Genomic DNA, 24934 nt, shown 5'->3' with positions numbered 1-24934 from the left:
ATTACAGTTTAGTTGTTCTTGCTCTTTTTTAGTAAATAATCTTTTCGTCATTTCATTTCGCTCCGACATCTTTTTTCTCATTATAAACAAAAGTACCCTATAGGATAGACTTTTTTCAAAGTGTCTATCTTATAGGGTACAGTTTAAATCAGACTAGCTTTTTATTCGAAATCAAATGAGGGGATTATTCCCACTCAATAGTTGCAGGTGGCTTAGATGTAATATCGTACAGTACGCGGTTAACGTGTTTTACTTCGTTTACTAGGCGGACAGAGATTTTCTCTAATACATCCCAAGGAATGCGTGCCCAGTCAGAAGTCATACCGTCGATAGATGTTACCGCACGGATACCGATTGCGTAGTCATACGTACGTGCATCGCCCATTACGCCAACTGAACGGATGTCAGGTAATACCGTGAAGTATTGCCAGATGTCGCGATCAAGACCAGCTTTTGCGATTTCCTCACGTAGGATGAAATCAGATTCGCGTACGATTTCTAATTTTTCTTCTGTTACTTCACCAAGTACACGGATACCTAGACCTGGGCCTGGGAATGGTTGACGCCAAACGATTTTTTCATCAAGGCCAAGCTCTAATCCTAGTGCGCGCACTTCGTCTTTAAATAATGTGTTAAGTGGCTCAATTAATTTGAATTGCATGTCTTCTGGAAGACCACCAACGTTATGGTGTGATTTAATAGTTTGTGCAGTTGATGTACCAGATTCAATAATATCTGTGTAAAGCGTACCTTGTGCTAGGAAGTCCATTCCTTCAAGTTTAGCCGCTTCTTCATCGAATACGTAAATAAATTCGTTACCGATAATTTTACGTTTTTGTTCTGGATCAGAAACGCCTGCAAGTTTATCCATGAAACGTTGACGTGCATCAATTTTAATAAGGTTCATGTCGAAGTCTTCTGTGAATGTTTTCATAACTTGCTCAACTTCGCCTTTACGGTTTAAGTTGTGGTCAACGAACATACAAGTTAGTTGGTCGCCAATTGCTTTATGAATTAGAACAGCAACAACTGATGAGTCTACACCGCCAGAAAGTGCACATAATACTTTTTTGTCGCCTACTATTTCGCGGATTTTTGCGATTTCAAGTTCAATGAAGTTTGCCATTGACCAATCGCCTTTTGCTCCACAAATGTCGAATACGAACTGACGTAATAAATCGTTACCGTATACAGAGTGACGTACTTCCGGGTGGAATTGTACTGCATATAGTTTACGTTCTACATTTGCCATTGCAGAGATAGGGCAAGCAGCACTTGTTGCGATTACTTCAAAACCAGCAGGTACTTCTGTTACATGGTCACCGTGGCTCATCCAAACGATTTGTTCAGTTGGTAAGTTACCGAATAACTTGTTTGAAGCTGTTACTTTAATTTCCGCTTTACCATATTCACGTGTTTCAGCACCTTCAACTTTACCGCCTTGCGTATGTGCCATTAATTGCATACCATAGCAAATACCTAGGATTGGTAAGCCTAATTCGAAAATAGCTGGATCTACATGAAAGGCATTTTCGTCATAAACTGAGTTTGGACCACCTGAAAAGATAATACCTGCTGCGTTCATACCTTTAATTTCTTCTGCTGTAATCGTATGAGGATGTAACTCACTGAAAACACCAAATTCACGGATACGACGCGTAATCAATTGGTTAAATTGGCTACCGAAATCAAGAACAACTACTTTTTCTTGCTCTAATAAAGGGTTTGCTGACAAAATTTCCACCTCTTCTACTATTTTTAAAGGACTTTTCATATGTTCAAAGAAAAACGCGTATGAAAGTAAAAACTTCCTACGCGTTCATAAGCTCTTAATTTATAAAGGCGAATGCGTAGCAAAGTAAAGTGATTTACTAACCTTCTCACCTAACCAAAACATTCGCCTTCATAGAGAAATCATTTACGGTGATTTCGTAGAAACATCCGAACCTTATTATCGAACTTATATGAAAGCAATCCTCATCATATATAATTTTTTTCATTTTACTCTTTGTACCCATCAAAATCAACTGATAGTGCGATTGATTAAATTTTCCCAACTTTCTTTCAGTTTCATAAAATCAACCTCTTGTTTATCTTTGCCATAAATATGTTGTTCATATACAGCGGTCAGTTTTTGCATCTCATCTGTCTCTAGCGATGCATCTACTCTTGTAGCAAATGCACTTAATGTTTCGCCATCTTTCCGACGTAATCCAATACGAGATAATTGCTTCGTTAAAACATGGTATGAAGCATCAAAATTTGTCCAATCCGCTTCCTTTTTACGAAATGCCCGTACTTGCATTTTAGGTATCCACGTTTTGCGTTGCATAAACATAGTAATGCTAGTGATGATCATCAAAATTCCTAGAGCAATCCATACATAAGTAAACTTTTTCATCCATGTCCATACAGTATCTAAACTAAATGACGTTGAACTTGCTGTTTCTTTCTTCGGCTCTTGCTCTGTCTTCTTTGGTTGCTCTTGTTTTTTTTCTGGCTGCAGTACTTGCTCCTGCTGTGGAGTGTCTTGTTCAATATCATAATCAATATTCACATTCCCTGCGAATCCAATTGTGGGTTCAAACTGCATCCAGCCTGTTCCTGGTACATATGCTTCGACCCATGAGTGTGCATTATCATTTGTAATTTGATACTCCTGTAAACCATCTGTTATTCGACCAGGCGTACCAGGTGCAAAACCTTTCACCCAACGTGCGGGTATCCCCACTGAACGTAGGAGAACAACCATTGATGTTGAGAAATTATCACAATAACCAACTTTAGTATCAAATAAAAACTGATCAACATAATCTTGACCCTCAGTCGGAATTGCTACTTCTTTTTTATCGTATCTAAAGCCATGAGATGAAAAATATTTTTCAACTGCTTTTATTTGATCATAAACCGAAGCTTTATCCTTTGTGATGTCATTCGCTAAATTTACTACCCGTTGCGGAAGTGTATTTGGCAATTGTAAAAAACGATTAAAGGACGGATCTAATGTTTCTAACGTGGACGGCTCAGACATTTGAAGCTGCTTCATGCTATATTCTGGCTCACTATAAAAGATCGTATAGTTAGATAATAATTTTGACTCTCCATTCTGTTGTTCTATTGCTATTTTTTCAGTGCGCTCATCCTGAATAAATAACGATGAATCTTGGGACGAAACAGATATCATGCCATACGTTTGCAATAAAAACGGCATTGGAGTAGCAATATCAATTTGAATTTGATGTTCTTTTTCAGGAGATCCTACTTGTAACGAAGTTTGGATAGGGGTATTGTTCTGGTAGACATTTTTTCCAAAGTTCCCCTCCGAAAGAATCCAGCCCTTCGAAGTATAAGTATCCTTTGTATCTATACGCCAATAATGGCGATCACGGGCAGTTGCAGTAAAAATCAGTGTATTATCACCTTTAAACGGTCCTCCTAATCGGCTATCATCCTCGCTATAACCAACTGTTTTGGCACCTGATCCAAAGTTCCCTTGCCCTGCAACCCCTTTAATAAAAGGCACTGGATCAGCCCATGTCGGTCCTGTCTTAGGTAAAAAGATTGCCACTGAACTAACAAGCATTACCGAAACGATCATCGGAATAACTAGTTTCCACTTTCCCATTACATTGTTTGGTGCATCTGTTTGAAGCCATAAGCGCTTAACAAAAAGCAAGCCTGTCATTATTAATCCAAGCACAATAACTTTAACAATTGCTACCTTTCCATCATAGTCACTAAACGTATCTAGTGTGGCGATGAAGAATACCGTTAACGCGAAGAAATAGAATATATTTTTCCGCACAGTAATCCAGTGATGAATTAGGTAAATCAACATCCATACAAGCGCAAGGAATAGCACCGTTCTAAATGAATCTGATACTTGTCCAAAATCACCTGAAAGAATGGTAGTCATATTCCATTTCAATTCATGCATTAGAAATGGTAATGTCTGTCCTGATATAAAGGGACTTTCACTATAAACAAACACTATAAACCAAGTAATATAACCAAATTTCACTAACCCCGACAACAATGGATGTACTTGAAATAAGCTGAGTACCAATGATAGACCGATAAACACTAAAAACAAATGATACAAGCCTGTATTTGTTAGCTGCATTACAGGAATAAGCCATTCACGTAAAATTAGAAAAATTATTACGTATGCTATTGTTAATTCTATAAAATCTCCCAGTGATTTTTTCACGGCTTCATCACCTCCGTGAACAGATGGTAATAGTCTGTTTGATTTACATATACAACTCGAATTTGCTTATAACGCTTCGCCAGCTCTGTTTGCATAGGTGGCCGCTCCGCTACTACAAAACAAATACAGCTCTTCACCATATTAGCTAGAGAATAAAGTAATTCATCCGACACTTCACTCGTAACATACAGTAATGTTGCAATATGCTTAAACACTTGCTGATCTCGCAATTGAAATTTGACAGTTTCAGCAGGTTTTATAGCAGCTAAATGATACATTACTTGATCTAGCTGCTTATTACCTTGGATAATCGGAAACACCTTCGTTTTAGAACCAGCTGAAACAAACGAAATATCTCCACGTTCTCCGACAATTGTTTGTAGCATCGATGCTACAAGCTCAATTTTCTCTTCAAATAACGGAGATTTTCCGGCATGGAGTACCAACATTAACTCCTGTGATTGACGATCTTCAAATTCCTTAGATTGCAACGTTTGTGTTTTCGCAAATGATTTCCAGTGAATCCACGAGAAACGGTCACCTGGAACATATTCACGTAAGCCAACAGCCATGGATGTATCCTTAACAATTGAATAAGGTGACATCATTGTACCAACATCAAATTTTGTTTGAAGCGCGGCATACCTCATCTCGCGTACTCTCGGGTACACTAAAATGACTTGTTCCTTTTCTACCGCAACTTGCTTTTTTGCCCAGCCAAAAAAATCACAGAAAACAATATTAACACCTAAGTAACGATGCTCGCCACGGGACATATTTTCCAATACGTAATCCCAATTAAATTTTTTCCTGAAACCAACGAACTTAATGGAATTCGTTCCTTGCACCCTCGATTGAATAAGGGCTTCACTGTTCACAAGCTCCTCCATCATCATATAAGCAAACGGAAAGCGTGTTTTTCGTTCTACCGTAATTGTAACCTTAGTAGATTGTCCATTCTCTACATGAGAGGGCTCAATTTTCCGTTCCACTAGTAAAATATCTTCTTTCACCAGTAAGAAAATAAATGCGTATAATAAAAACGGACTAACCGTAAAAAACACAAACCAACTAACAAACCCACCCTGGAACATGGCATAACAAAACGTTATGATCATTAACAAAGATACTAATAAGAAATGTTTACTTTTCTCTATTAAAGCTTGCCATTTCTTCATTGCTCTGCAAACCTCTTTGTCGGCACGGGTGTTTTCGCAATAATTCGTTCAATAATTTCCTCTGCCGTTACGTTATCATAACGAGCATCTGGTTTTAATACTAGACGATGGCTAAAAACAAATGGTACTAGATATTGAACATCGTCAGGAGTAACATAACTACGCCCTTTTATAAATGCGTAAGCTTGTGAAGCTTTCATTAAAGCAATCGTTGCGCGAGGACTTACACCTAAATATACATAGCTATTTTCCCTTGTTTGAGTCGCTAGTTCGACCATATAGTTTTTGACCGAATCTTTAACATACACACCCTGTACAAGCTCCTGCAATTCATTTAATTGCGCAACTGTTAGAACCGCTTCAATTTTTTCAATTGGTTTACCATGTTCGGCGCGACGAAGAATTTCCACTTCTTGCCCTCTTGAAGGATAACCCATTTTTATTTTTAGTAAGAAACGATCCAGCTGTGCTTCTGGTAACGGATATGTCCCCTCATGCTCAATTGGATTTTGAGTAGCCATAACGAAAAATGGTTGATTGATTATTAAGGTTTTACCATCAATCGTGACAGATGCTTCCTCCATTCCCTCAAGCAAAGCAGATTGTGTTTTTGGAGATGTACGGTTAATTTCATCAGCTAAAATGACATCTCCCATAATCGGACCAGGTCGAAACTCAAATTCCAACGTTTTTGGATTATAGATAGATACCCCCAAAACATCTGACGGTAATAAATCAGGTGTAAATTGAATCCTTTTAAACTGTGCATCAAAGGATTTAGCTAGTGCTCGCACCATCATCGTTTTACCGACACCTGGTACGTCCTCAAGCAAGACATGCCCCCTTGCCAGCAGGGCGACTATGCTAAGCTCAGCTACCTCTCTTTTGCCTATCATTACTTTTTCTATATTTTCTAATACATCTTGTATTTGTGAATTCATAAATCAAAAAAACCTCCTATTTCATTTTCAGCAATTGTTTGAATTGCATGATAATTCCTTTAAGAATAACGAAATATGTTTAGTAACACAATTATATGAAACGTTCCTCTATTGCTTTATCCCTATAGTTTGAGCGATAGCGAGAGAAGTACTTCAGCATGAAAAAGAAGGCTTGTCTGAATACAATTCAAACAAACCTATCTTTTAGTATAACGTCATTACCTATCAATATGTTACAGATTTAATTTTTTTAACCATAAATTCTCTAATGAAGATGAATTTTCTTGTAAAAGTATTTCCTCTAATTCACCAGAAATAAGTATGTTTCCTTCATGTAAAACTAACACATCATCTGCTACCTCTTCTGCAAAAGCAAGCAAATGCGTAGAAAAAATTACAGTACAGCCCCTTGTTTTTTCTTCTAGCATCATTTTTTTCAACTCTGCAATCCAAAAAGGATCAAGACCATTCGTAGGCTCATCTAAAATAAGCAAAGAGCCCTCACCAAGTAAACTTTGAGCGAGATTCAACCGTTGACGCATTCCCTTTGAGAAATGCTTCACTTTTTGCTTTCGAACATCCCATAAATCAACACGTTTCAGTACATCTTCCTGTTCCTTTTTGCCAATTTGCTTTAAAGAGGCAAGTAGCTGCAAAATTTCTGCTGCTGTTAACATAGATGGAAAGTCCACATCATCAGGCATGTACCGAATAGCTTGTGGTTTATGCCATATTATTTCTCCTGATTTTTGCTTTTCTTGCCCAGTTAGCAGGCGAATTAAAGTACTCTTTCCAGCACCATTGCCTCCTACAAGCGCTAAAATACGACCAGCCTGTAAAGAAAAGGAGGCTTCATGAAGACCTCTATTATTATCATAGATATTCGATAACTTCTTTGTTTCTAATAACATCATCTTCTTTCCCCTTTCTTTAAAAGGAATCTAGTGTAAGCTAGCGGACATACTATCCAAAGCAAAGTCACAGCTGCGTATACTGCGTAACCTAGTGGTGACGAATAAAACTGCGTTACTTTATAAAATGCTGGTCCAAGCACACTAGCCTGATCTGTAAAAATAAAGTAACCAAAGCGCAGCCACTCCACAGGATTAATATGTATCGCTATAATCGTCAATTTCTGAAGAATATGCCCCGCCACGACAGTTCCAATAGCCATTAAAGCGTAAGAGATTAACAATAAAAAAATGGACCAAAATACAAGTGATAACGATAATGCAAATAACCTTGTTTTTGCAAAAGCTCCAACAGCTATGGCCAATGACACAAAAATGAAGATACATAGCAAAGTTAAAATAATGAAGATAAATGGCAAACGCACTCCACCAAGAAATCCACCAAGCGCTAAAATTACGCCAAACGCCACGACAACAACCAATAGAAAGGCAAGCACAGAGGCAATATACTTTCCAGCAATATATTGCGTACGTGTCATTGGATAAGTCTTTAATAATGAAAACCAGCCTGATTCTACATCACCAGCGACACTCATACTACCGATAGTTAATATAAACAGAGGCAATAAAAACAACAGTACATTTAAAAACGAGGCTGTCTGTCTTGTAAAACCCTCTACATCTGGTAATGCCATTTGCTGAATGACAATGATAGCTGTAAAAATGAATGTGAAAAGTATGCCTACAAGTTGCATCCAACGACTTCTGAGCATTTGCTTTAATTCTAGTTTAATAAGCATACTGTACATCACTTATGGATCCCCCATTTAAAATCGTGTAAATCCTTATAAGCAAGCAGCTGACCTTCTCCTTCTGTAGTCATCCACTTCTGTGCCGCTTCCTTCGAATCGAGCGCAACTACCCCATAATTCATCGGAGTCCAATAATCCTTGTTGTATACATAAACAGCGTTAAAAACGTCAATCCATTCATTTTTTGCTGCATCTTTAATAAAGGCTGCTCCAATTTCATCTTCTCCATTCGCTTCTATATATTCCATTAGACAGCCAATGTCATCAAAAATTTCATAATCACCATTCTTCAACGCAATCTGACCAGCATATGCATTGTGAACTATACTCATATTGCAAATTTTACAAACATCGGTTTCACTAACTATTTCACGAGGCTCATATGTTTTTTCACTACACCCCATCAAAACACCACAACATAGCATTACAATCATCATCCATTTTTTCATTCTGTAACTCCTCTTTTCCATAGCCATAAACTACTTAATGTCAAGAATAAGCCTACTAGCATTTGCACCACATTCATCTTGGCCTTCTCGTTCACATGCTTCATCGCCAATTTAGGGGTATTATCAACAAGCATGTTCTTTTCAATTTTATTGATTTGTTGATCCAGTGATGTTAGTAAAATGACGCTTGGAGATGCCACAAAATATTGATAAACAGGCTGACGTACCATCCATTGACCAAAACTTGACACAGCCACATATGGAATATCACCGATACCATTGTCTTTTAAGTCAATCCCTGAGTAATCATCATAATAATTACTTGCTAGTTGAAAGCCTTGCTTATCAGAGCGCGCTGTTAAAATATTACCTGTAAAGTTATTATTACTAGCCATTGTGTCGTCACTTACCTTTGTACCTTCAATGGCTGTTTGGTTCATCTGAAAATCATTTGTTTCAATTCGGATATTTGAACTTTTCTGCATTGCCACACCAGTTCGGTTATTTTTGATCGTGTTATGTTTAATTTTGGCTTGTTGCACATCATACAGCAACATACCGTAGCCATTAAAATCAAAATGATCAGCCACTGTATTATTTTCAAGGAATATGTCTGTTGTCATCATAATCATAAGGCCAGTCACATTCTGATCATATGTATTAAAAAGTGCTTTAGCATCACTTGTATACATAAAATGCGTACCATATCGACTGCTCGTCACCTTATTACGTTGAACAACAATATGCTTGACCTCTTCTACATATATTCCATCCTGCACTTGCTCAACAGTATTGCCTTCGATAGTGATGTCCTCACTCTTAAAAACAGCCACCCCATTACCTTTTTTGGAATAATGACCTTTGATACCAGTCACATTGATATCTTGTATACGTACATTTTTGGAGTGTTGTATATGGACACCTGTATGAACATCTTTCATTTGTAACTTACGTAGCTCCAGTCCATCTACAGTACTAGCAACGATCGCTTTATTTTTCCCTGATAACGTTATATTTTCAACAGTGACATTAGCAGTGTTTTCAATTCGGAGCGTGGGGTTGTCTCTTTCACCGATAAGTTCCGTTCCCTCTTCACCTTGTAGCGTTATCGGTTTTGTCACAATAAAATTACCTTTGTAACGACCAGCAGGAATATGAACGACCTCACCTGGTTTTGCTGCATTAATGGCCTCCTGTACATCGAAATCGGCATACACTGTCTGACTCATGAATAGAAAAAATAATAAGGCAAACCCTATTTTTTTCACCAATCCTTACCTCCCAGTTCAGCACGAAAAGACTAGAGGATTCCCCCTAGTCCTTTCGATTAATGACCATGACCATCAGGTTTCTTTTCTTCCATATGCATAGAATCAGATTCACCTTTGGCTTCTTTTTCAGCTTTTTCTTTCATCATCTTATTACGTCGCTCTAAAGCATCATCTTTAATTTTTTGTAATTCCTCTACATGTGCAGTTGGATTGTCGGCGATATATTTGTCTGCATCATCTTTATTGGTGAAATAAATATAACCCCAGTTCATTGGAGATTTTAGATCGGTTTTAACGATCGTTACATCTTCAACCTTTACCCAATCTTTTGTGATATGATCACGTACAAATTTTTCGTTCTTTTCATTATTTGCAACCTCGGCATTTACTAAACAGCCTATGTCATCATAAAAAGCAACTGTTCCATCCTCTTTTATTGCTTGAGTAGAGAATTCACCCATATCTTCGTCCTTCAAATACACTTTCATATTACACATTTCACACATTGTATCTTCTTTTGGTTCTTGTAAACGTGGATCCACTAAAGAAGCGACTTGTGTAGTTTTATCCTTTGCTTCTGCTTCACTTGTTGTAACATCTTGCTTAGACTCTTCTTTCTTAACTTGATCTTTTTCTGTACCACACGCCGCGAGTAAAAATAATGCTGCAAGTGCAGGTAACCATATTTTTTTCACAATTGCTTCCCCCAATATTTCTATTTTTCTATTGCTATTAATTACTTTACAGGTAAGTTGTGAAATAAGTTAAAAATCGCTGTGAAGTATTGGAAAAATTACCTTGAATATTCATTGAACATCTTGAATTCAAATATTTTGAATAAAGAATATAAATTTTCCATTTTTTACACCTTACATTCGAGGTCAATGAAATTATAGTCCTATTAATGGCTCTTCGGCAAAACGAGGGGTTGATTTCCGTTCCGACCGAGCCTTTGCCGCTGACGCTTCGCTTTCGCACAGATAAAACATTTGCTGACGCTACGTTAGCACTACGCTTACGCACAGAAAACATCCGCTGCGCTCCAGGGTCTCGGCCCAACAGGATGTTGGTCACGAAGGCGTTATCACAGGATGTGATGGTTTTAGCCTTCGTTCCTCTATCGCTAATCCCCGAGGAGTCGCCCAGCCTCAACTCCAATCAACCATTTCACCAAGCATGTATCTTCTGGCATGTCATACTAAATTCAAACCGAACTTCGCAATGTATCTGTGAGGAAGCATAGCGACAGAAACAAATGATTTCTTAGTCTACAGAAAAGTAAGTAGCCTGGAACAGAAGTCACCCTTATTCAAAGTGCTCACAATTCGTAAAAATTTTATTGACACCATTTTGGTTTTCATCACAATAAAAAACTCCCTACATCCTGAATGACGTAGAGAGTTCGAATTTATGATGTTATATAGAAGAACGGTAACTATTGAGAAGCTTCTTTTGCTTGCTGACAAGACTTAGCTTAACTGCAGTTTCATTTAGTTCATTGCGTATTTGTAAATCGTAAGCATTGTCCACAAAACTAGCTGCTACTTTATTTGGACGTTGTTGCTGGATTTGTCTCGTGTTACTTAAATGCTTTTTATCTTTATTCTTTAGCAAACTGTTTTTAAACTGTTTCTTCGGATTTTGTCCGAAATTATGGCTTAAATCCCCAGCATGTAAATACTGTTGTTCATTACGAAATATACTACTAGTCGTCGAACTTACTCTAGAAGTCCTCATATATAATTACCCTCCTTTACTTTTTATCAACTTTGTAGGTATATATATCGACATTATATGCTTGAACTTAATAATACAGAACCAAATTGCTTAAAAAAGAGAGAAAAGAGCTATAAGAAAAAGTGTTTCCTCCCTTTTTCTTATAACTCTTTTCCCAAATATTACTCATAGCGTGAGGTTGATTTCCGTTCCGGCTGGGCGCTTTCCTGGGGGCGTCCGATGAGCCGCTTCACTCGCGTTGCTCGCTCCAGGGTCTCATCTGTGACGCTAATCCCCAAGGAGTCGCCCAGCCTCCACTCCAATCAACTTATATACAATGGGATATTTTTCGATAAATATCATTTATCTTTAAGTGATGAACCTTATAGATATTACTTCCAAAAATCATCAAATATTGTAATTGGCATGTGACGTTTGTGCTGTGAACGTAAATAATGCCCTTCTAATGTTTTTCGAGCTTCTTCAGGGATTTCCTTCCCCTCTAAATAATCATCAATTTGGTCATATGTTAAACCAAGGGCTACTTCATCTGGTAATGAAGGACGATCTTCCTCTAAATCTGCAGTTGGTATCTTTAGATATAAGTGCTCCGGGCAATCAAGCGCAGCTAGCAACTGTTTTCCTTGACGCTTGTTGAGACGGAAGATTGGCATTAAATCCGCACCACCATCCCCAAATTTTGTGTAAAAACCTGTAATTGCCTCCGCAGCATGATCGGTCCCTAGCACAACAGCATTATTCATAGCAGCAATAGAATACTGCACCTTCATTCGCTCACGTGCCTTTTCATTCCCTTTGGCAAAATCACTTAGTTCAATACCCGCATTTGTTAATGCTCTAACACTTGCATCGACCGCATCTTTAATGTTGACCGTAAAAGTTTTCGTAGGTTTTATATAGTCAATCGCATCCTGACAGTCCTTTTCATCCGCTTGCACACCATATGGTAAACGAACAGCCCAAAATGAGTACTTCGCTTCTCCCACCTCGGCATTTAATTCGTCAACCGCAAGCTGTGTTAATTTCCCAGTTAGCGTGGAGTCTTGACCACCAGATATTCCAAGAACAAATCCCTTTACAAAGCTAAAACGACGCGCATATTCCTTTAAAAAATCAATGGATTTGCGAATCTCTTCCTGCGCATCAATAGTAGGTAACACACGTAATTCCTTAATGATTTCTTGCTGTAATGTCATTTTGTCTTTCACTCCTTACGCTTTACAATCGATTGACCATTTCACTTACTTCTTCAATATTACGCATTTTATTATTCCAGCATTTTTGGCTTAAATCGACTGGGTACTCCTCAGGATTCATGGCACGTTTATATTCATCCCATAACAACTCTAAATTATTAGCTGCATAATCGCGCATTTCTTCCAAAGTAGGATTTTGATAATGTATTTCACCATTTTTAATCACATGATGATGTAAATTCTTAGCTTCAAAGTTCGTTACAAATTTTGATACGAACGTATGAACAGGGTGGAACATTTTAATTTTCCCCTCCGATTGAGGATTTTCATCTTGCATCGTAATGTAATCCCCTTCTGCCTTGCCATTCTTTCTATCAATAATGCGATATACATGTTTAAGCCCTGGCGTCGTTACCTTTTCAGCATTCGCTGAAATTTTAATCGTATCTTCTAATTGTCCATCGTTGTTTTCAATAGCGACCATTTTATAAACAGCACCTAAAGCTGGTTGGTCATACGCAGTAATGAGCTTTGTACCAATTCCCCACACATCCACTTTTGCACCTTGAGCCTTTAAGTTTAAGATCGTATATTCATCTAAGTCATTTGATACGATAATTTTAGCATTCTGGAAGCCTGCCTCATCTAACATACGACGCGCTTCTTTTGACAAGAAAGCTATATCCCCACTATCTAATCGAACTCCAATAAAATTAATTTTGTCACCAAGCTCTTTAGCCACTTGAATTGCTGTTGGCACACCCGATTTTAACGTATTGTAAGTATCTACAAGGAATACGCAATCACGATGACGTTTTGCATAGGAGTGAAATGCATCATAATCATTTTTATAGGCCTGTACAAGTGCATGTGCATGTGTACCTGATACTGGTATATTAAAAAGTTTACCTGCTCGCACATTACTAGTTGAAGCAAAACCACCAATAAACGCCGCACGCGTTCCCCATATTGCTGCGTCCATCTCCTGAGCACGTCGTGTACCGAATTCCATCGCCACTTCATTTTTTATAATTTGTTTAATACGACTAGCCTTTGTGGCAATTAAGGTTTGGTAATTCACAATGTTAAGTAATGCGGTTTCAATTAGTTGCGCTTCTACTAACGGCGCTTCAATGCGGATAATTGGTTCATTAGCGAAAACAGTTTCTCCTTCCACCATAGAATACATATCCCCTGTAAAACGAATATTTTTTAAATACTCGATAAAATCCTCTTTATAACCAACCTCTTCACGCAAATACGCTATGTCCGAATCAGTGAAATGAAAATCACGTAAATATTCAAGAATTCTCTCTAACCCCGCAAAAATTGCATAACCATTGCCAAAAGGTAATTTTCTAAAATATAGTTCAAAAACTGCTTTTCTATTATGTATACCATCAGCCCAATACGATTCTGCCATATTGATTTGGTACAAGTCTGTGTGTAGCGCTAAGCTATCATCTGCATAGTTTGATCTCACAAGAAACCCCTTCTTCCGCTTTGATAATTAGTCCTAGTATACACTATATACCCAAATTCTTGCGTATTACATCCTCCTACTTTAATGTTAGATTTCCTCACATGAATAGTCGGAAAATTTCGAACCGTTCACATTTTAGACATATTTTTTAGTGCCGCTTTCATTCCCCTTTTAAAAACCTTTTCAGCAAACTATTACGAAAGACGAAATATACCATGTAATAAAACATAACATGAATATTCAAAAAAATATTGCGCCGTTTTTCATCACGTTTTAACATGTAAATTAAATTTACTCAAGGAGCTGATATTGATGAAAAAAATAGAAGCAATCATCCGTCCCGAAGTATTCGGCGCTGTCAGAGACGGACTTGCACAGGAAGGTATCGCAGGGCTCAGTGTTACAGAAATTGCTGGTTGTGGCCGTCAATTAGGGCGTACAGGTTTATTTCGCGGAAATACCTACGAAATTGAATTTTTACCGAAGTTGAAATTAGAAATGATTGTTGATGATGAAAAAGTAGATCCTATTGTTGAAGTTTTGTTACGCAAGGCAGTAACCGGCAAGGTCGGTGACGGTAAAATCTTCATTTATCCAGTAGAACAAGCAATTCGTATCCGCACAAAAGAAGTCGGATCAATTGCAGTAGAATAAGGGGGTAATTTATATGGATGAAATAACATTATCTATAAATTTAGTTTGGGTGATGCTCGGTACAATTTTAGTCTTCTTTATGCATGCAGGATTTGCGATGGTTGAAGCTGGCTTTACACGTTCAAAAAACGCAGTCAATATTATTATGAAAAACTTCCTAACTATTTCACTTGGCGGTATCGTCTATTTTCTTTGTGGTTACGCTATTATGTTTGGTGATACAGCTGGCGGTATCTTCGGTTCAAGTGGCTTTGCCTTAAATGGTGTAGATGATCTTTCCTTCTTTATTTTCCAAACGATGTTTGCAGCAACTGGAGCAACAATTTTATCAGGAGCAGTAGCAGAACGTACTAATATTTTTGCTTATATCGGCGTTATTATTCTCATGTCGTCACTTGTTTATCCTGTTGTTGGTCATTGGGTTTGGAGTGGCCAAGGTTGGTTAACAAATCTTGGTTTTATCGATTTCGCTGGATCTACCGTTGTTCATTTAACAGGTGCAGTTGCGGCATTTGTAGCTGCTGTAATGGTCGGTCCTCGTCTCGGTAAATATGAAAATGGTCGTGTTAATGTTATTACAGGCCATAGTATTCCATTAGGAGCTTTAGGCGTATTTTTACTTTGGTTTGGTTGGTTTGGCTTCAATGGCGCTTCAACATTAGCTGCTGACCCTAAACTTGTTCCTATTGTAATCGCAAATACATTTTTCGCTGCTGCTGCAGGAGTTGTGGTTACTGCCCTTTATACAAAATTCCGATATGGCCATATCGATGGCTCACTCACATTAAACGGTGCTTTAGCAGGGCTTGTAAGTATTACCGCTGGTGCCGCTAATGTTAGTATAGTCGGTTCACTCATTATTGGATTAATTGCTGCTCCATTATTAGTCGAGGGCGTCCGCTTCATTGAATGGAAATTAAAAGTCGATGATCCTGTTGGCGCAATCGCTATCCATGGTATCTGTGGTATTTGGGGTACTCTAGCAGTTGGCTTGTTTGATATTGGTGGTCAAGGATTATTTTATGGAGGAGGTTTCGGCCAATTAGGAGTGCAAGCCATTGGGGTTATTGCTACCATTGCCTGGGTTAGCGTTTCAGTAGCAGCTGGTTTACTTATTATAAAAGCATTTGTGCCATTACGAGTTTCTGCTGAAGAAGAAGTCACTGGCCTAGATGTCATCGAACATGGTGCTCCGGCTTATGAGTTTCAGGATATCTTCAAAGGCTCTGCCGTACGAGGAGAAACATTTGCTCATCGTTTAACTCATTTCGGTAAAACAAATAACAATGTCCAAGAGGAACATGTATAGTGTTTAATGATCTTCGGCTTCTTTAATACAAAAAACAAAAATCTGCAATCCTTCGGCGAGCTGTTTCCCAAAAGGTATGCAGATTCTTTTTTACGCTTTCTCTAGCTCTAGTAAAAATTCTTTCATAGCTAGTCCACTACGAAAGCCTGTTAGCTTACCATCTTTTCCAATAACACGATGACAAGGAATAATCGCCAATATTGGATTAGCACCGATTGCACTGCCTACAGCTCTAACTGCCTTCGGATTACCGATACGGTGTGCAATATCTGAGTACGTTGTCGTTGTACCATATGGTAGCTCCTTCAATGCATCCCATACTGCTAGTTGAAATGCTGTCCCTTTAACATGTACTGGCACATCAAATTCAGTGAGCTCTTTATTAAAATAAGCCGTTAATTGCTTAACATATTGCTGTAACTTTTCTTTATTCTCTTCAAAGCGATAGCCTTTAAATGGCTTGTTTGCCCACACTTCTACCTCTTCAAATGGCGCATTAGGTGTTCCGATATACACAAGACCTTCATCTGAAGCAACGATATACATATTACCTTGTGCATATGTTAATGTATCTACATATAATATATCCATTCTCTATCCCCCTACATTAATCTAGGATCATCATCAAAACGTGTGGTTGATTTCCGTTCCGACTAGGCGCTTTGTAGCTGTCGCTTTGCTTTCGCTACAGAAAACATTTGTTGCTGACGCTTCGCTTTCGCACAGAGCAAAGCTTCCTGGGGGCGTCCGATGAGCCGCTTCACTCGCGTTGCTCGCTCCAGGGTCTCGGGCCAACACGATGTTGGTCACGAAGGCGTTATCACAGGACGTGATGGTTTTAGCCTTCGTTCCTCTATTGCTAATCCCCAAGGAGTCGCCCAGTCTTCACTCCAATCAACTTATTTACATAGTAGCCGTTTTAACAAACCTATCCACAACACTTAGTGATTCACCCCGTTTTATCCATTACTTGTAAATCGTTAAATAGCTTTAGCTTCCCTTTGTTTCATGCTACAGTTATTTTACCTATTAGTATAAAGGAGTTTTAACTTTATGAATACTTCATATGAGCCTGCCATTCACTTTCAACAGGTCACCTTTTCATCGAATGACAAAATGATATTAAAATCGATTACTGGTTCTTTCCCAAAAGGCAAAATCACTACATTAGTCGGCCCTTCAGGTGCTGGCAAAACAACTCTACTTAAATTGTGCAATGGACTATTATCTCCTACAGATGGTCAAATATTAATTGATAATCAAAACATTTCTACATACGAGCCTACCGCTTTAAGAAGACATGTGAGTATGGCCCTTCAAGCGGCCCCTATGATAGAAGGAACTGTATTTGACAATCTTGCACTTCCTCGTTCGCTACAAGGAGAAATGCTTACAGAGCGAGAAGCTATCCAATATTTACGAGACGTTGGACTCGATCAAAGCTTTTTACAACGGCCTACGAATAAATTATCAGGTGGTCAACGACAAAAAGTCTCTATTGCAAGAACACTTATTAATCAATCCTCCATTTTATTGCTAGATGAAATCACATCTGCATTAGACCGTCAATCCGTACAGGAAATTGAGGCACTTATTGCTACAATCAATAAAAAGTTTAATGTCACAATCATTTGGATAACTCATAATTTACAGCAAGCACTGACAATCGGACACTATACTTGGGTCATGATGGACGGAGAACTTATTGAAACAGGAAAAAGCTCCTTACTTAACGCACCTAAAAATCCACGTGTCGCTGAATTTGTACAGGGGGTGAATGCATGACGTATACTTCGCTTTCCTTAACGTTAATTTTTGTTTTAATTCCTCTTCTACTGTCAAAAACCTTAAAGCTAGGACTTGAAAAAGATACACTCATCGCTACTATTCGTTCTATTATTCAACTACTTGCCGTCGGTTACATTTTAAAATTTGTCTTTGATGCTCAAAGTTATATTTATATTTTCCTTATGGTTGCTTTAATGATTATAGTAGCAACACTAAATGCTCGTAAAAAAGGGAAAGGTATTAAAGGTATTACATGGAAAATAGCACTAACTCTTATTGTAGTAGAATTTGTTACGCAAGGAGTATTGCTTGGTTTTCATATTGTACCTGCAACAGCGCAGTATATTATACCAATTAGCGGTATGATGATTGGTAATTCAATGATATTATCGGTTCTATTTTTAAATCGTTTTACATCGGAAATTGCAAGTCATCAGAACGAAATTGAGCTAATTTTATCGCTTGGCGGCACACCAAAACAGGCAATTCACCGACAGCTAATGAATGCGATAAAGGCTAGTATGATTCCTACAATTGAAAGCCAAAAAACAATTGGCCTTGTTCAATTACCAGGTATGATGAGTGGCCAAATAATTGGCGGAGCAGACCCCATTCAAGCGGTGCAATTCCAATTATTAATCATTTTCGCTCTGCTAACAGCAGCGACATTATCTAGCATAATGATAGGTTTTTTAAGCTATCCTGCACTTTTTAATGAGCGCATGCAAATACTGGAAGTGAAATAATTGTTATAGTAAAAACAATATTTATTTTCTAAATTATGCTATAATATAGAAAAAAGAAATGCAGTGAGGAGAATGACCATGTTATTACGCGATTTTTTCATCCATTTATCTGAAAACCAACTATTAAATAGTGCTGCAAAAAAATACGGACTAAAATTAGGAGCACAAAGTGTAGTAGCTGGTACAAATATTGAAGAAACGATTGCGAGCATCAAAGAGCTTAACGCACATAAAATCTCTTGCACAGTAGATAATTTAGGGGAATTTGTTTCAACTGAAGAAGAAGCAACAAAAGCTAAAGAACAAATCCTTGCTGTTATTGAGGCTATTCATGAAAACGGCGTTGATGCACATATTTCGTTAAAGCCATCTCAATTAGGTTTAGATATTGATGTTGATTTTTGTTACGATAATTTATATGAGATTGTAGAAAAAGCAGCAGCATATGATATATTCGTTAACTTTGACATGGAAGACTACGGTCGTTTACAAACGTCCTTTGATATGGTGGAAGAGCTATCCAAAACGTTTAATAATGTAGGTACTGTTATCCAATCTTACTTTTACCGCGCTAAGGACGATATCGAAAAATTCAAGGACTATCGCCTTCGTATCGTAAAAGGTGCTTATAAAGAACCTGCAGAGGTTGCTTTCCAAGATAAATTAGATATTGATTTAAATTACATCGAGTTAATCGAATATCATTTACTACATGGTAAATTTACGTCCATCGCAACACATGATCATAATGTTATTGCACACGTAAAACGTTTTGTAGCTGACAATAATATTCCACTTGATAAATTCGAATTCCAAATGCTTTACGGCTTCCGTACAGATATGCAAAAAGAGCTTGCAAAAGAAGGCTATAACTTCTGTGTATATGTACCATTCGGCGAAGATTGGTACGGCTACTTTATGCGCCGTTTAGCGGAGCGTCCTCAAAATCTTAATCTTGTTACAAAACAAGTATTTACGAAAAAAACGAACACAGTCCTTGCTGTTGCAGCAGGTGCATTCGTTCTTGGACGTTTAACAAAACGTAAAAAATAAGGTCCCACATAAAGAAGCCAGAAGCTTAATTGAATAAGCTTCTGGCTTTAGTTGTGAATTTTTAATCTCTGATCTCTCAAGCACTATTAGGAATCGGAATTTCTTAAAAACGTGTCGTAAAAATAATCAGTGGAGATGAAAAAAAGCCCCACTGATTAAAGTTTTTATATTATTCAACATGTAACGCAATGGCCGAAACAATTGCTTCTGCTGCATGCTCCCATTTACCATCAATAAAACTACCTAATTTTTGCCCAAGTTCTTGTATCATTTCAAGCGTAACCGGGATATCATTCTTCTCTGCTAATGTAGCAAGAAATGGAGCAGATAAACTTGTCCAACCTCCACGGTCAATTTTAATCTCTACTTGCTTTACTTCTCCATTTTCTATATCAATACGGTAGTATAATTGATCATCCGGACGCCAGCTTAAGTGATGGGATATTTGCCCATTTACAACTGTTAGATCATTCTTTTTCGAAATAGAAGCTGGTTTTACATTAAATTCATGACCTAGTACATTTAATTTTTTAATTTCAGGACCGACTAATGCCGCCTGAACAGCTAGATCCATATTACTTTGTAACGGGATAGATGTCTCCGTCTCAACTACTGGATCAACCATATCGTTGCTTGCAGCAAAAACGGCTGAAGGATACGCGCTAGTAACGACAAATGTTGTTGCTAATAATGCTGTTGAAGTTACTTTCATAATTTTGTTCATAATTATTTCCATCCTTCCCATTAAAATGATTACTGTTTTCTAAATTTTATCATTAGTAGTCTAAATATACAATATGCTAATATATTTTTTAAATGACAAAAGGCACTGAATTTAAATAATTCAATGCCTTTTGTCTACTTTTACCCATACATTTGCTTAGGTATAAGGATATTCATGATAGGTTCTTAAGGTATTTATTTATTCCATCCTTTTTCTTTAAAACGGGCAATGGCTTCAATACGATTCCCAACATTTAATTTTTCTAAAATAGTGGAAATGTAGTTACGAACAGTCCCGGCCGATAAAAATAATTCCGCAGCAATTTCTTTTGTCGTCTTTCCTTCTGCAACAAGTGTCAATACTTGGCTCTCACGGTCAGTTAAAGGATTTTCACTATCATCCTCATAGACAAAATCAACGAGTTCAGGTGCATATATTCTTTTGCCGTCCATAATTGTACGAATGGCACTGACCAATTCTTCTATCGGACTATCCTTTAGTAGATAGCCACGAACGCTGGATTTTCTTGCACGTTCAAAATAACCCGGCCTTGCAAATGTCGTTAATATAATCACTTTACAATCCGAACCTATGCAATGCAGTTCTTCGGCAGCATCCAATCCAGTTTTCACTGGCATTTCAATATCCATAATACAAATATCAGGCTGATGCTCTTCAACAAGCGCCAATGCTTCTTCACCATTTTTTGCTAATCCAACGACCTCCATATCATCCTCCATACTAAGTAATGAACGTAGTGCGCCTAATAGCATCCCCTGATCTTCAGCAATTACAATTCGTATCATGTCGCAATCCTCTTTTCTATATGTTCTTCAGATTTTCTTTGACCTTCTGATGCGTAATCGCCACTGGAATCGACACTGTTAATGTAGTGCCCTCTTCACTTTCGATTTTAAAAGAACCGTTTATAAACTCTAACCGTTCTCGCATTCCCTTTAATCCGTTACCCGTCTTCCAAGCTTGCTTTTTGGTGATTCCTTGCCCATTATCACGAACAACTAAATATACTTCCTTAAAATTTTGATGGAAGGCAATTTCACATTTTGTAGCACCACTATGCTTAACAACATTATTAACTGCCTCTTTTAAGCACATGGATAATACATTTTCCACAAGTGGTGGAACTTGTAAAGCATCTTTATCACCTTCAAATACAAACTCCATTTCAGCAGCCTTTAATATTTGAGAAATACGCATAATCTCATCCTCAAATCTAGTTGTTCGCATATCCGATACTAATTCACGTACCTCTTTTAATGCGATACTTGCCGTTTGACGAATATCCTTAATCTCTGTTAGAGCTTGCTGTGGATCACGTTCAATTAATCTTGAAGCTAAGTCACTTTTTAGGCCTATCATCGATAACTTTTGACCGAGAGTATCATGTAAATCCCGAGCAATACGTTGGCGTTCCTCAAAAACAATTAACTCGGCTATTCGTTCATTAGCAGTCTCAAGCTGACCTTCTAAATTTTCGCGTTTATTTTTTGAATAAATCGTTAATGGGAGAAGCACAACCGCTAGAATCGTTAAAACAACAAATGGTAGTTGTGATAAAAATAAGTGTAGTTCAACGAAAAAGCCAACACCTGTAGAAATAACCGTAAAGCCAATATGTAGTCCATACATAATATAGAAACCAACAGGTTTACGAATATTTCCAATGAAGAAAGCTGTGAAAATTGATAAATACACATAGCCATACAAAATGGTCATAACGATATTAATGACCATTTCAAAGCTAATCCACATATAAACAAGACCATTTTTCGAATTCATGGAAAACCGATAGAAAATAAAATATAGCATTAGAAATGTAATACCTATAGATATTTCTATATAGGATGATTTTCTAAAAATGAAGAAAAACGGTAGGAAACAGAAAATAATCCATAAATATACACTGAGCATTGGACTATTCGGAATAATACTGTGCGATTTCCTCAACATAATCTCACGCTCTTTCCTACTTTTCCCTTATTATAACAAGAAAATTAATTTTATGCCTGTACATGGTTTTTACCGTGACAGCTGTATATTACATATCAATTGCTTCATCCACAATATATGTTTTATTTACGTAAAACAGCCATCCCTTCGAAGAGATGGCTGAAAAAACTCTACTAAGCAGCAATACTGCCTCTTGCTTTTCGTTTAATTATTTCATTAACTTCTTTAAAGCTTATAAACTTACCTTGGTCTTCATCGTATAGCTTATAGCGTAATGATTCTAAACTTGTACGCAATGTTATTGTTGTCGCCGTGTGTAATGGCGGTGTTTCATTATGCGCTTTTTCAAGGTTATAGTTTGGTACACGTGGGGCTAAATGATGTACATGGTGGAAGCCAATATTACCTGTAGCCCATTGTAATAGCTTTGGTAATTTATAATACGAGCTACCTTCGACAGCAGCCTTTACATAATCCCATTCTTTATCATGCTCAAAATAAGAATCCTCGTACGTATGTTGGATATAGAATAACCAAATACCTAAAGAACCAGCAACAAATAGTGTTATACCCTGTACTAATAAAAATGCTTGCCAACCCATAAAGTAAATTAAAGTTATACAAATTCCAGCAATAACGACATTTGTTAAATGTGTGTTAAAGCGTTCCTTCTGTTTAGCGTCTTTACGATTAAAGCGATTTAATATTAACACCATAAATAGTGGACCTAAGCCGAACATTACGAACGGATTACGGTAAAAACGATACCATAAACGTTGTCCTTTAGATGCTTGTAAAAATTCTTCCACAGTCATCATATCAATATCACCGATACCACGCTTGTCTAAGTTCGAGCTAGTTGCGTGGTGAATTGTATGTTCACGCTTCCATTTTTCATATGGGAATGATGTTATCACTCCAGTTACAAAACCAACCCAGTCGTTTGCTTTTTTACTTTTGAAAAATGAACCGTGTGTACAATCATGGAAAATAATAAATGTTCGTACGACAAAGCCAGCAGAAATTACGCTTAACCCAACTGTTAGCCATGGTGAAATATCCATTAACATATAGCCAGCTACCCATAAAGCGATTAAAGGTACAATTGTATTTACCATTTGAAAAATACTTTTAGCTGTATCAGACTTCGCAAATGGTGCTACATCCTGGCGCAGTTTTTTTGTTTTTTCTCGATCTGTTGCCATTGTTTTTACTCCCTCGTTTCCTTTTTCCTTATGACCTCATCATAAAACAAGAGTACAATCATGCACAGAAGCAAACATCATAAAAAGGATATGACATTTGTCATACCCTTTAATCTTGCTACAAAGGAATAAATATAAATTAATATGGCTCATTACTATAACGTGTGGTTGATTTCCGTTCCGTCTGGGCGCTTTGTAGCTGCCGCTTCGCTTTCGCACAGAGCAGAGCTTCCTGGGGGCGTCCGATGAGCCGCTTCACTCGCTTTGCTCGCTCCAGGGTCTCGGGCCAACACGAAGTTGGTCACGAAGGCGTTATCACAGGACGTGATGGTTTTAGCCTTCGTTCCTCTATTGCTGATCCCCAAGGAGTCGCCCAGCCTCCACTCCAATCAACTATTATCATCGCATATGTCATACCCAGTTTTTAGCAAACAGCCTTTAAAATGTAGAATTAAACAAAGGTTAATTTTCACACCGAGTTGGGGCTTTCCGCGCAAGCTGATCTCACAGGAGTCGCCACTCTCCGTGAACAATCAACAGTTCCTCATTATTAGTATGAGTAGACAGGCTGAACCAAGAGAAAATAGCTATGATTACAGTATCATAAAGATTCAGCTTAATAGGTTAGCCTCGCTATAGGGAAAAACAATACTTTCCGAAGCCCCTTACAAAATGCTGGGGTCTCACAATTAAATTATTATACAGCTTTATGCAAATAAAATAGAGTACACCTTCAGTCCGGAAGTATTTTACACTCTATACCCTTTCTACGCTTTTGGTCCAGTTAACTGTAGCTGATAAAATACAAGATCTAGCCACTGTCCAAATTTATAGCCTGCATTTTTAATTGTACCTACATATTCAAAGCCTAGTTTTTCATGTACTTTAATACTTCCGATGTTATCACCATCAATGCCCCCTACAAGTGTCTTCACACCTTGCTCTTTGGCAGTTCGAATTAGCTCTTGCATTAATTGTGACGCTATCCCCTTTTGGTAATGATCCTTATGCACATATACAGAGTGCTCCATTGTGTGCTTATAACCTGGATATGGACGGAACTGACTATATGTTGCAAAGCCAGCTACTGTGCCATTTTCGTCAAAGACTAGCAATGGGTTATCGAGCGTTTGCTGCTCTTTGAACCATTGTCTTTTTTCTTCTAGCGATTGTGTTTCATATCGGTAAACAGCTTTGCTCGTTAAAATAATGTCATTGTAAATATCTAAAATCTCGGGTAAATCTTTCTCTTCCATGAATCGGATCATCATACTCACGTCCCAACCATAAAGTTAA

Annotated in this window: 26 protein-coding genes and 1 riboswitch; of the genes, 5 read left to right on the top strand and 21 right to left on the bottom strand. The window is 37.7% G+C overall.

Annotated features, from left to right (window positions below; all coding sequences use genetic code 11):
• Window positions 1-184: 184 nt before the first annotated feature.
• The 13 genes from guaA to AC1DCY_RS14980 form a co-directional block, all read right to left on the bottom strand.
• Window positions 185-1774, bottom strand: coding sequence for a glutamine-hydrolyzing GMP synthase (guaA, locus tag AC1DCY_RS15040; RefSeq protein ID WP_477351364.1), 1590 nt, complete (start codon window positions 1772-1774; stop codon window positions 185-187).
• A 112-nt stretch (window positions 1775-1886) separates the two neighbouring features.
• A riboswitch (purine riboswitch) is annotated at window positions 1887-1988 on the bottom strand.
• A gap of 35 nt (window positions 1989-2023) precedes the next feature.
• Complete coding sequence (locus tag AC1DCY_RS15035) at window positions 2024-4210, bottom strand: transglutaminase TgpA family protein (protein ID WP_477351362.1); 2187 nt, start codon at window positions 4208-4210, stop codon at window positions 2024-2026.
• Window positions 4207-5388, bottom strand: a complete 1182-nt coding sequence (locus tag AC1DCY_RS15030) for a DUF58 domain-containing protein (RefSeq protein WP_477351360.1) — start codon at window positions 5386-5388, stop codon at window positions 4207-4209. The genes AC1DCY_RS15035 and AC1DCY_RS15030 overlap by 4 nt, the downstream gene beginning before the upstream one ends.
• Window positions 5385-6329: an AAA family ATPase gene (locus AC1DCY_RS15025; RefSeq protein ID WP_477351358.1), complete on the bottom strand. Its 945-nt coding sequence runs from the start codon at window positions 6327-6329 to the stop codon at window positions 5385-5387. The genes AC1DCY_RS15030 and AC1DCY_RS15025 overlap by 4 nt, the downstream gene beginning before the upstream one ends.
• Before the next feature lie 233 nt (window positions 6330-6562).
• A complete protein-coding gene (locus tag AC1DCY_RS15020) occupies window positions 6563-7243 on the bottom strand; it encodes an ABC transporter ATP-binding protein (RefSeq protein WP_477351356.1) in 681 nt (226 codons plus the stop codon).
• Window positions 7240-8049, bottom strand: a complete 810-nt coding sequence (locus AC1DCY_RS15015) for an ABC transporter permease (protein WP_477351376.1) — start codon at window positions 8047-8049, stop codon at window positions 7240-7242. Before AC1DCY_RS15015 ends, AC1DCY_RS15020 begins: the two co-directional genes overlap by 4 nt.
• On the bottom strand, window positions 8049-8501 hold the full coding sequence (locus tag AC1DCY_RS15010) for a nitrous oxide reductase accessory protein NosL (protein WP_477351354.1): 453 nt from the start codon (window positions 8499-8501) through the stop codon (window positions 8049-8051). The genes AC1DCY_RS15015 and AC1DCY_RS15010 overlap by 1 nt, the downstream gene beginning before the upstream one ends.
• Entirely contained in the window at window positions 8498-9769 is a 1272-nt protein-coding gene (locus AC1DCY_RS15005) for a right-handed parallel beta-helix repeat-containing protein (protein ID WP_477351374.1), read from the bottom strand. Before AC1DCY_RS15005 ends, AC1DCY_RS15010 begins: the two co-directional genes overlap by 4 nt.
• A 59-nt stretch (window positions 9770-9828) precedes the next feature.
• A complete protein-coding gene (locus tag AC1DCY_RS15000) occupies window positions 9829-10467 on the bottom strand; it encodes a nitrous oxide reductase accessory protein NosL (protein ID WP_477351352.1) in 639 nt (212 codons plus the stop codon).
• 46 nt (window positions 10468-10513) lie between these two features.
• On the bottom strand, window positions 10514-10930 hold the full coding sequence (locus AC1DCY_RS14995) for a hypothetical protein (protein WP_477351350.1): 417 nt from the start codon (window positions 10928-10930) through the stop codon (window positions 10514-10516).
• A gap of 258 nt (window positions 10931-11188) precedes the next feature.
• Window positions 11189-11509 carry an NAD synthetase gene (locus AC1DCY_RS14990; RefSeq protein WP_460015061.1) on the bottom strand — a complete coding sequence of 107 codons (321 nt, stop codon included), beginning with the start codon at window positions 11507-11509 and terminating at the stop codon, window positions 11189-11191.
• A 371-nt stretch (window positions 11510-11880) separates the two neighbouring features.
• On the bottom strand, window positions 11881-12705 hold the full coding sequence (gene nadE, locus AC1DCY_RS14985) for an ammonia-dependent NAD(+) synthetase (RefSeq protein WP_477351347.1): 825 nt from the start codon (window positions 12703-12705) through the stop codon (window positions 11881-11883).
• A 22-nt stretch (window positions 12706-12727) separates the two neighbouring features.
• Window positions 12728-14188 (bottom strand): nicotinate phosphoribosyltransferase, encoded by a 1461-nt coding sequence (locus tag AC1DCY_RS14980; protein WP_477351345.1) that lies wholly within the window; start codon window positions 14186-14188, stop codon window positions 12728-12730.
• A 312-nt stretch (window positions 14189-14500) separates the two neighbouring features.
• Here AC1DCY_RS14980 and AC1DCY_RS14975 point away from each other — a divergent pair, with 312 nt between their 5' ends.
• Complete coding sequence (locus AC1DCY_RS14975) at window positions 14501-14842, top strand: P-II family nitrogen regulator (protein WP_477351343.1); 342 nt, start codon at window positions 14501-14503, stop codon at window positions 14840-14842.
• 13 nt (window positions 14843-14855) lie between these two features.
• A complete protein-coding gene (locus AC1DCY_RS14970) occupies window positions 14856-16151 on the top strand; it encodes an ammonium transporter (protein WP_477351341.1) in 1296 nt (431 codons plus the stop codon).
• A gap of 90 nt (window positions 16152-16241) precedes the next feature.
• Here AC1DCY_RS14970 and AC1DCY_RS14965 read toward each other — a convergent pair whose 3' ends face one another.
• Both AC1DCY_RS14965 and AC1DCY_RS14960 read right to left on the bottom strand, forming a co-directional pair.
• Window positions 16242-16742, bottom strand: coding sequence for a methylated-DNA--[protein]-cysteine S-methyltransferase (locus tag AC1DCY_RS14965; protein WP_477351339.1), 501 nt, complete (start codon window positions 16740-16742; stop codon window positions 16242-16244).
• Window positions 16743-16775: 33 nt separating this feature from the next.
• The gene (locus AC1DCY_RS14960) at window positions 16776-17021 is read right to left on the bottom strand and encodes a hypothetical protein (RefSeq protein ID WP_477351337.1); all 246 of its coding nucleotides are present in this window, start codon (window positions 17019-17021) and stop codon (window positions 16776-16778) included.
• Window positions 17022-17204: 183 nt separating this feature from the next.
• On the opposite strand from AC1DCY_RS14960, the gene AC1DCY_RS14955 reads away from it, so the two are divergent.
• The 3 genes from AC1DCY_RS14955 (at window position 17205) to AC1DCY_RS14945 (ending at window position 19738) form a co-directional block, all read left to right on the top strand.
• Complete coding sequence (locus tag AC1DCY_RS14955) at window positions 17205-17936, top strand: ABC transporter ATP-binding protein (RefSeq protein ID WP_477351335.1); 732 nt, start codon at window positions 17205-17207, stop codon at window positions 17934-17936.
• Window positions 17933-18685: an ABC transporter permease gene (locus tag AC1DCY_RS14950; RefSeq protein WP_477351332.1), complete on the top strand. Its 753-nt coding sequence runs from the start codon at window positions 17933-17935 to the stop codon at window positions 18683-18685. The genes AC1DCY_RS14955 and AC1DCY_RS14950 overlap by 4 nt, the downstream gene beginning before the upstream one ends.
• A 78-nt stretch (window positions 18686-18763) precedes the next feature.
• Window positions 18764-19738, top strand: coding sequence for a proline dehydrogenase family protein (locus tag AC1DCY_RS14945; RefSeq protein ID WP_477351331.1), 975 nt, complete (start codon window positions 18764-18766; stop codon window positions 19736-19738).
• 169 nt (window positions 19739-19907) lie between these two features.
• Here the strand turns inward: AC1DCY_RS14945 and AC1DCY_RS14940 are convergent, their stop codons facing one another.
• From AC1DCY_RS14940 to AC1DCY_RS14915, 6 genes are all read right to left on the bottom strand, one after another.
• Window positions 19908-20462 (bottom strand): methyltransferase, encoded by a 555-nt coding sequence (locus tag AC1DCY_RS14940; RefSeq protein ID WP_477351329.1) that lies wholly within the window; start codon window positions 20460-20462, stop codon window positions 19908-19910.
• Between the two features lie 194 nt (window positions 20463-20656).
• Entirely contained in the window at window positions 20657-21268 is a 612-nt protein-coding gene (locus tag AC1DCY_RS14935) for a response regulator (RefSeq protein WP_477351328.1), read from the bottom strand.
• A 16-nt stretch (window positions 21269-21284) separates the two neighbouring features.
• Window positions 21285-22433 carry a sensor histidine kinase gene (locus AC1DCY_RS14930; RefSeq protein WP_477351327.1) on the bottom strand — a complete coding sequence of 383 codons (1149 nt, stop codon included), beginning with the start codon at window positions 22431-22433 and terminating at the stop codon, window positions 21285-21287.
• Between the two features lie 173 nt (window positions 22434-22606).
• A complete protein-coding gene (gene desA / locus AC1DCY_RS14925; RefSeq protein ID WP_477351326.1) occupies window positions 22607-23638 on the bottom strand; it encodes a Delta(5) desaturase DesA in 1032 nt (343 codons plus the stop codon).
• A gap of 155 nt (window positions 23639-23793) precedes the next feature.
• Window positions 23794-24003, bottom strand: coding sequence for a hypothetical protein (locus tag AC1DCY_RS14920; RefSeq protein WP_477351324.1), 210 nt, complete (start codon window positions 24001-24003; stop codon window positions 23794-23796).
• Window positions 24004-24405: 402 nt separating this feature from the next.
• Window positions 24406-24906 carry an N-acetyltransferase family protein gene (locus tag AC1DCY_RS14915; RefSeq protein WP_477351322.1) on the bottom strand — a complete coding sequence of 167 codons (501 nt, stop codon included), beginning with the start codon at window positions 24904-24906 and terminating at the stop codon, window positions 24406-24408.
• Between the last annotated feature and the right edge of the window lie 28 nt (window positions 24907-24934).

Source organism: Lysinibacillus sp. 10T31, assembly GCF_056394365.1.
Note: the sequence above shows the minus strand (reverse complement) of the source record. Positions and strands in the feature narration are given on the sequence as shown.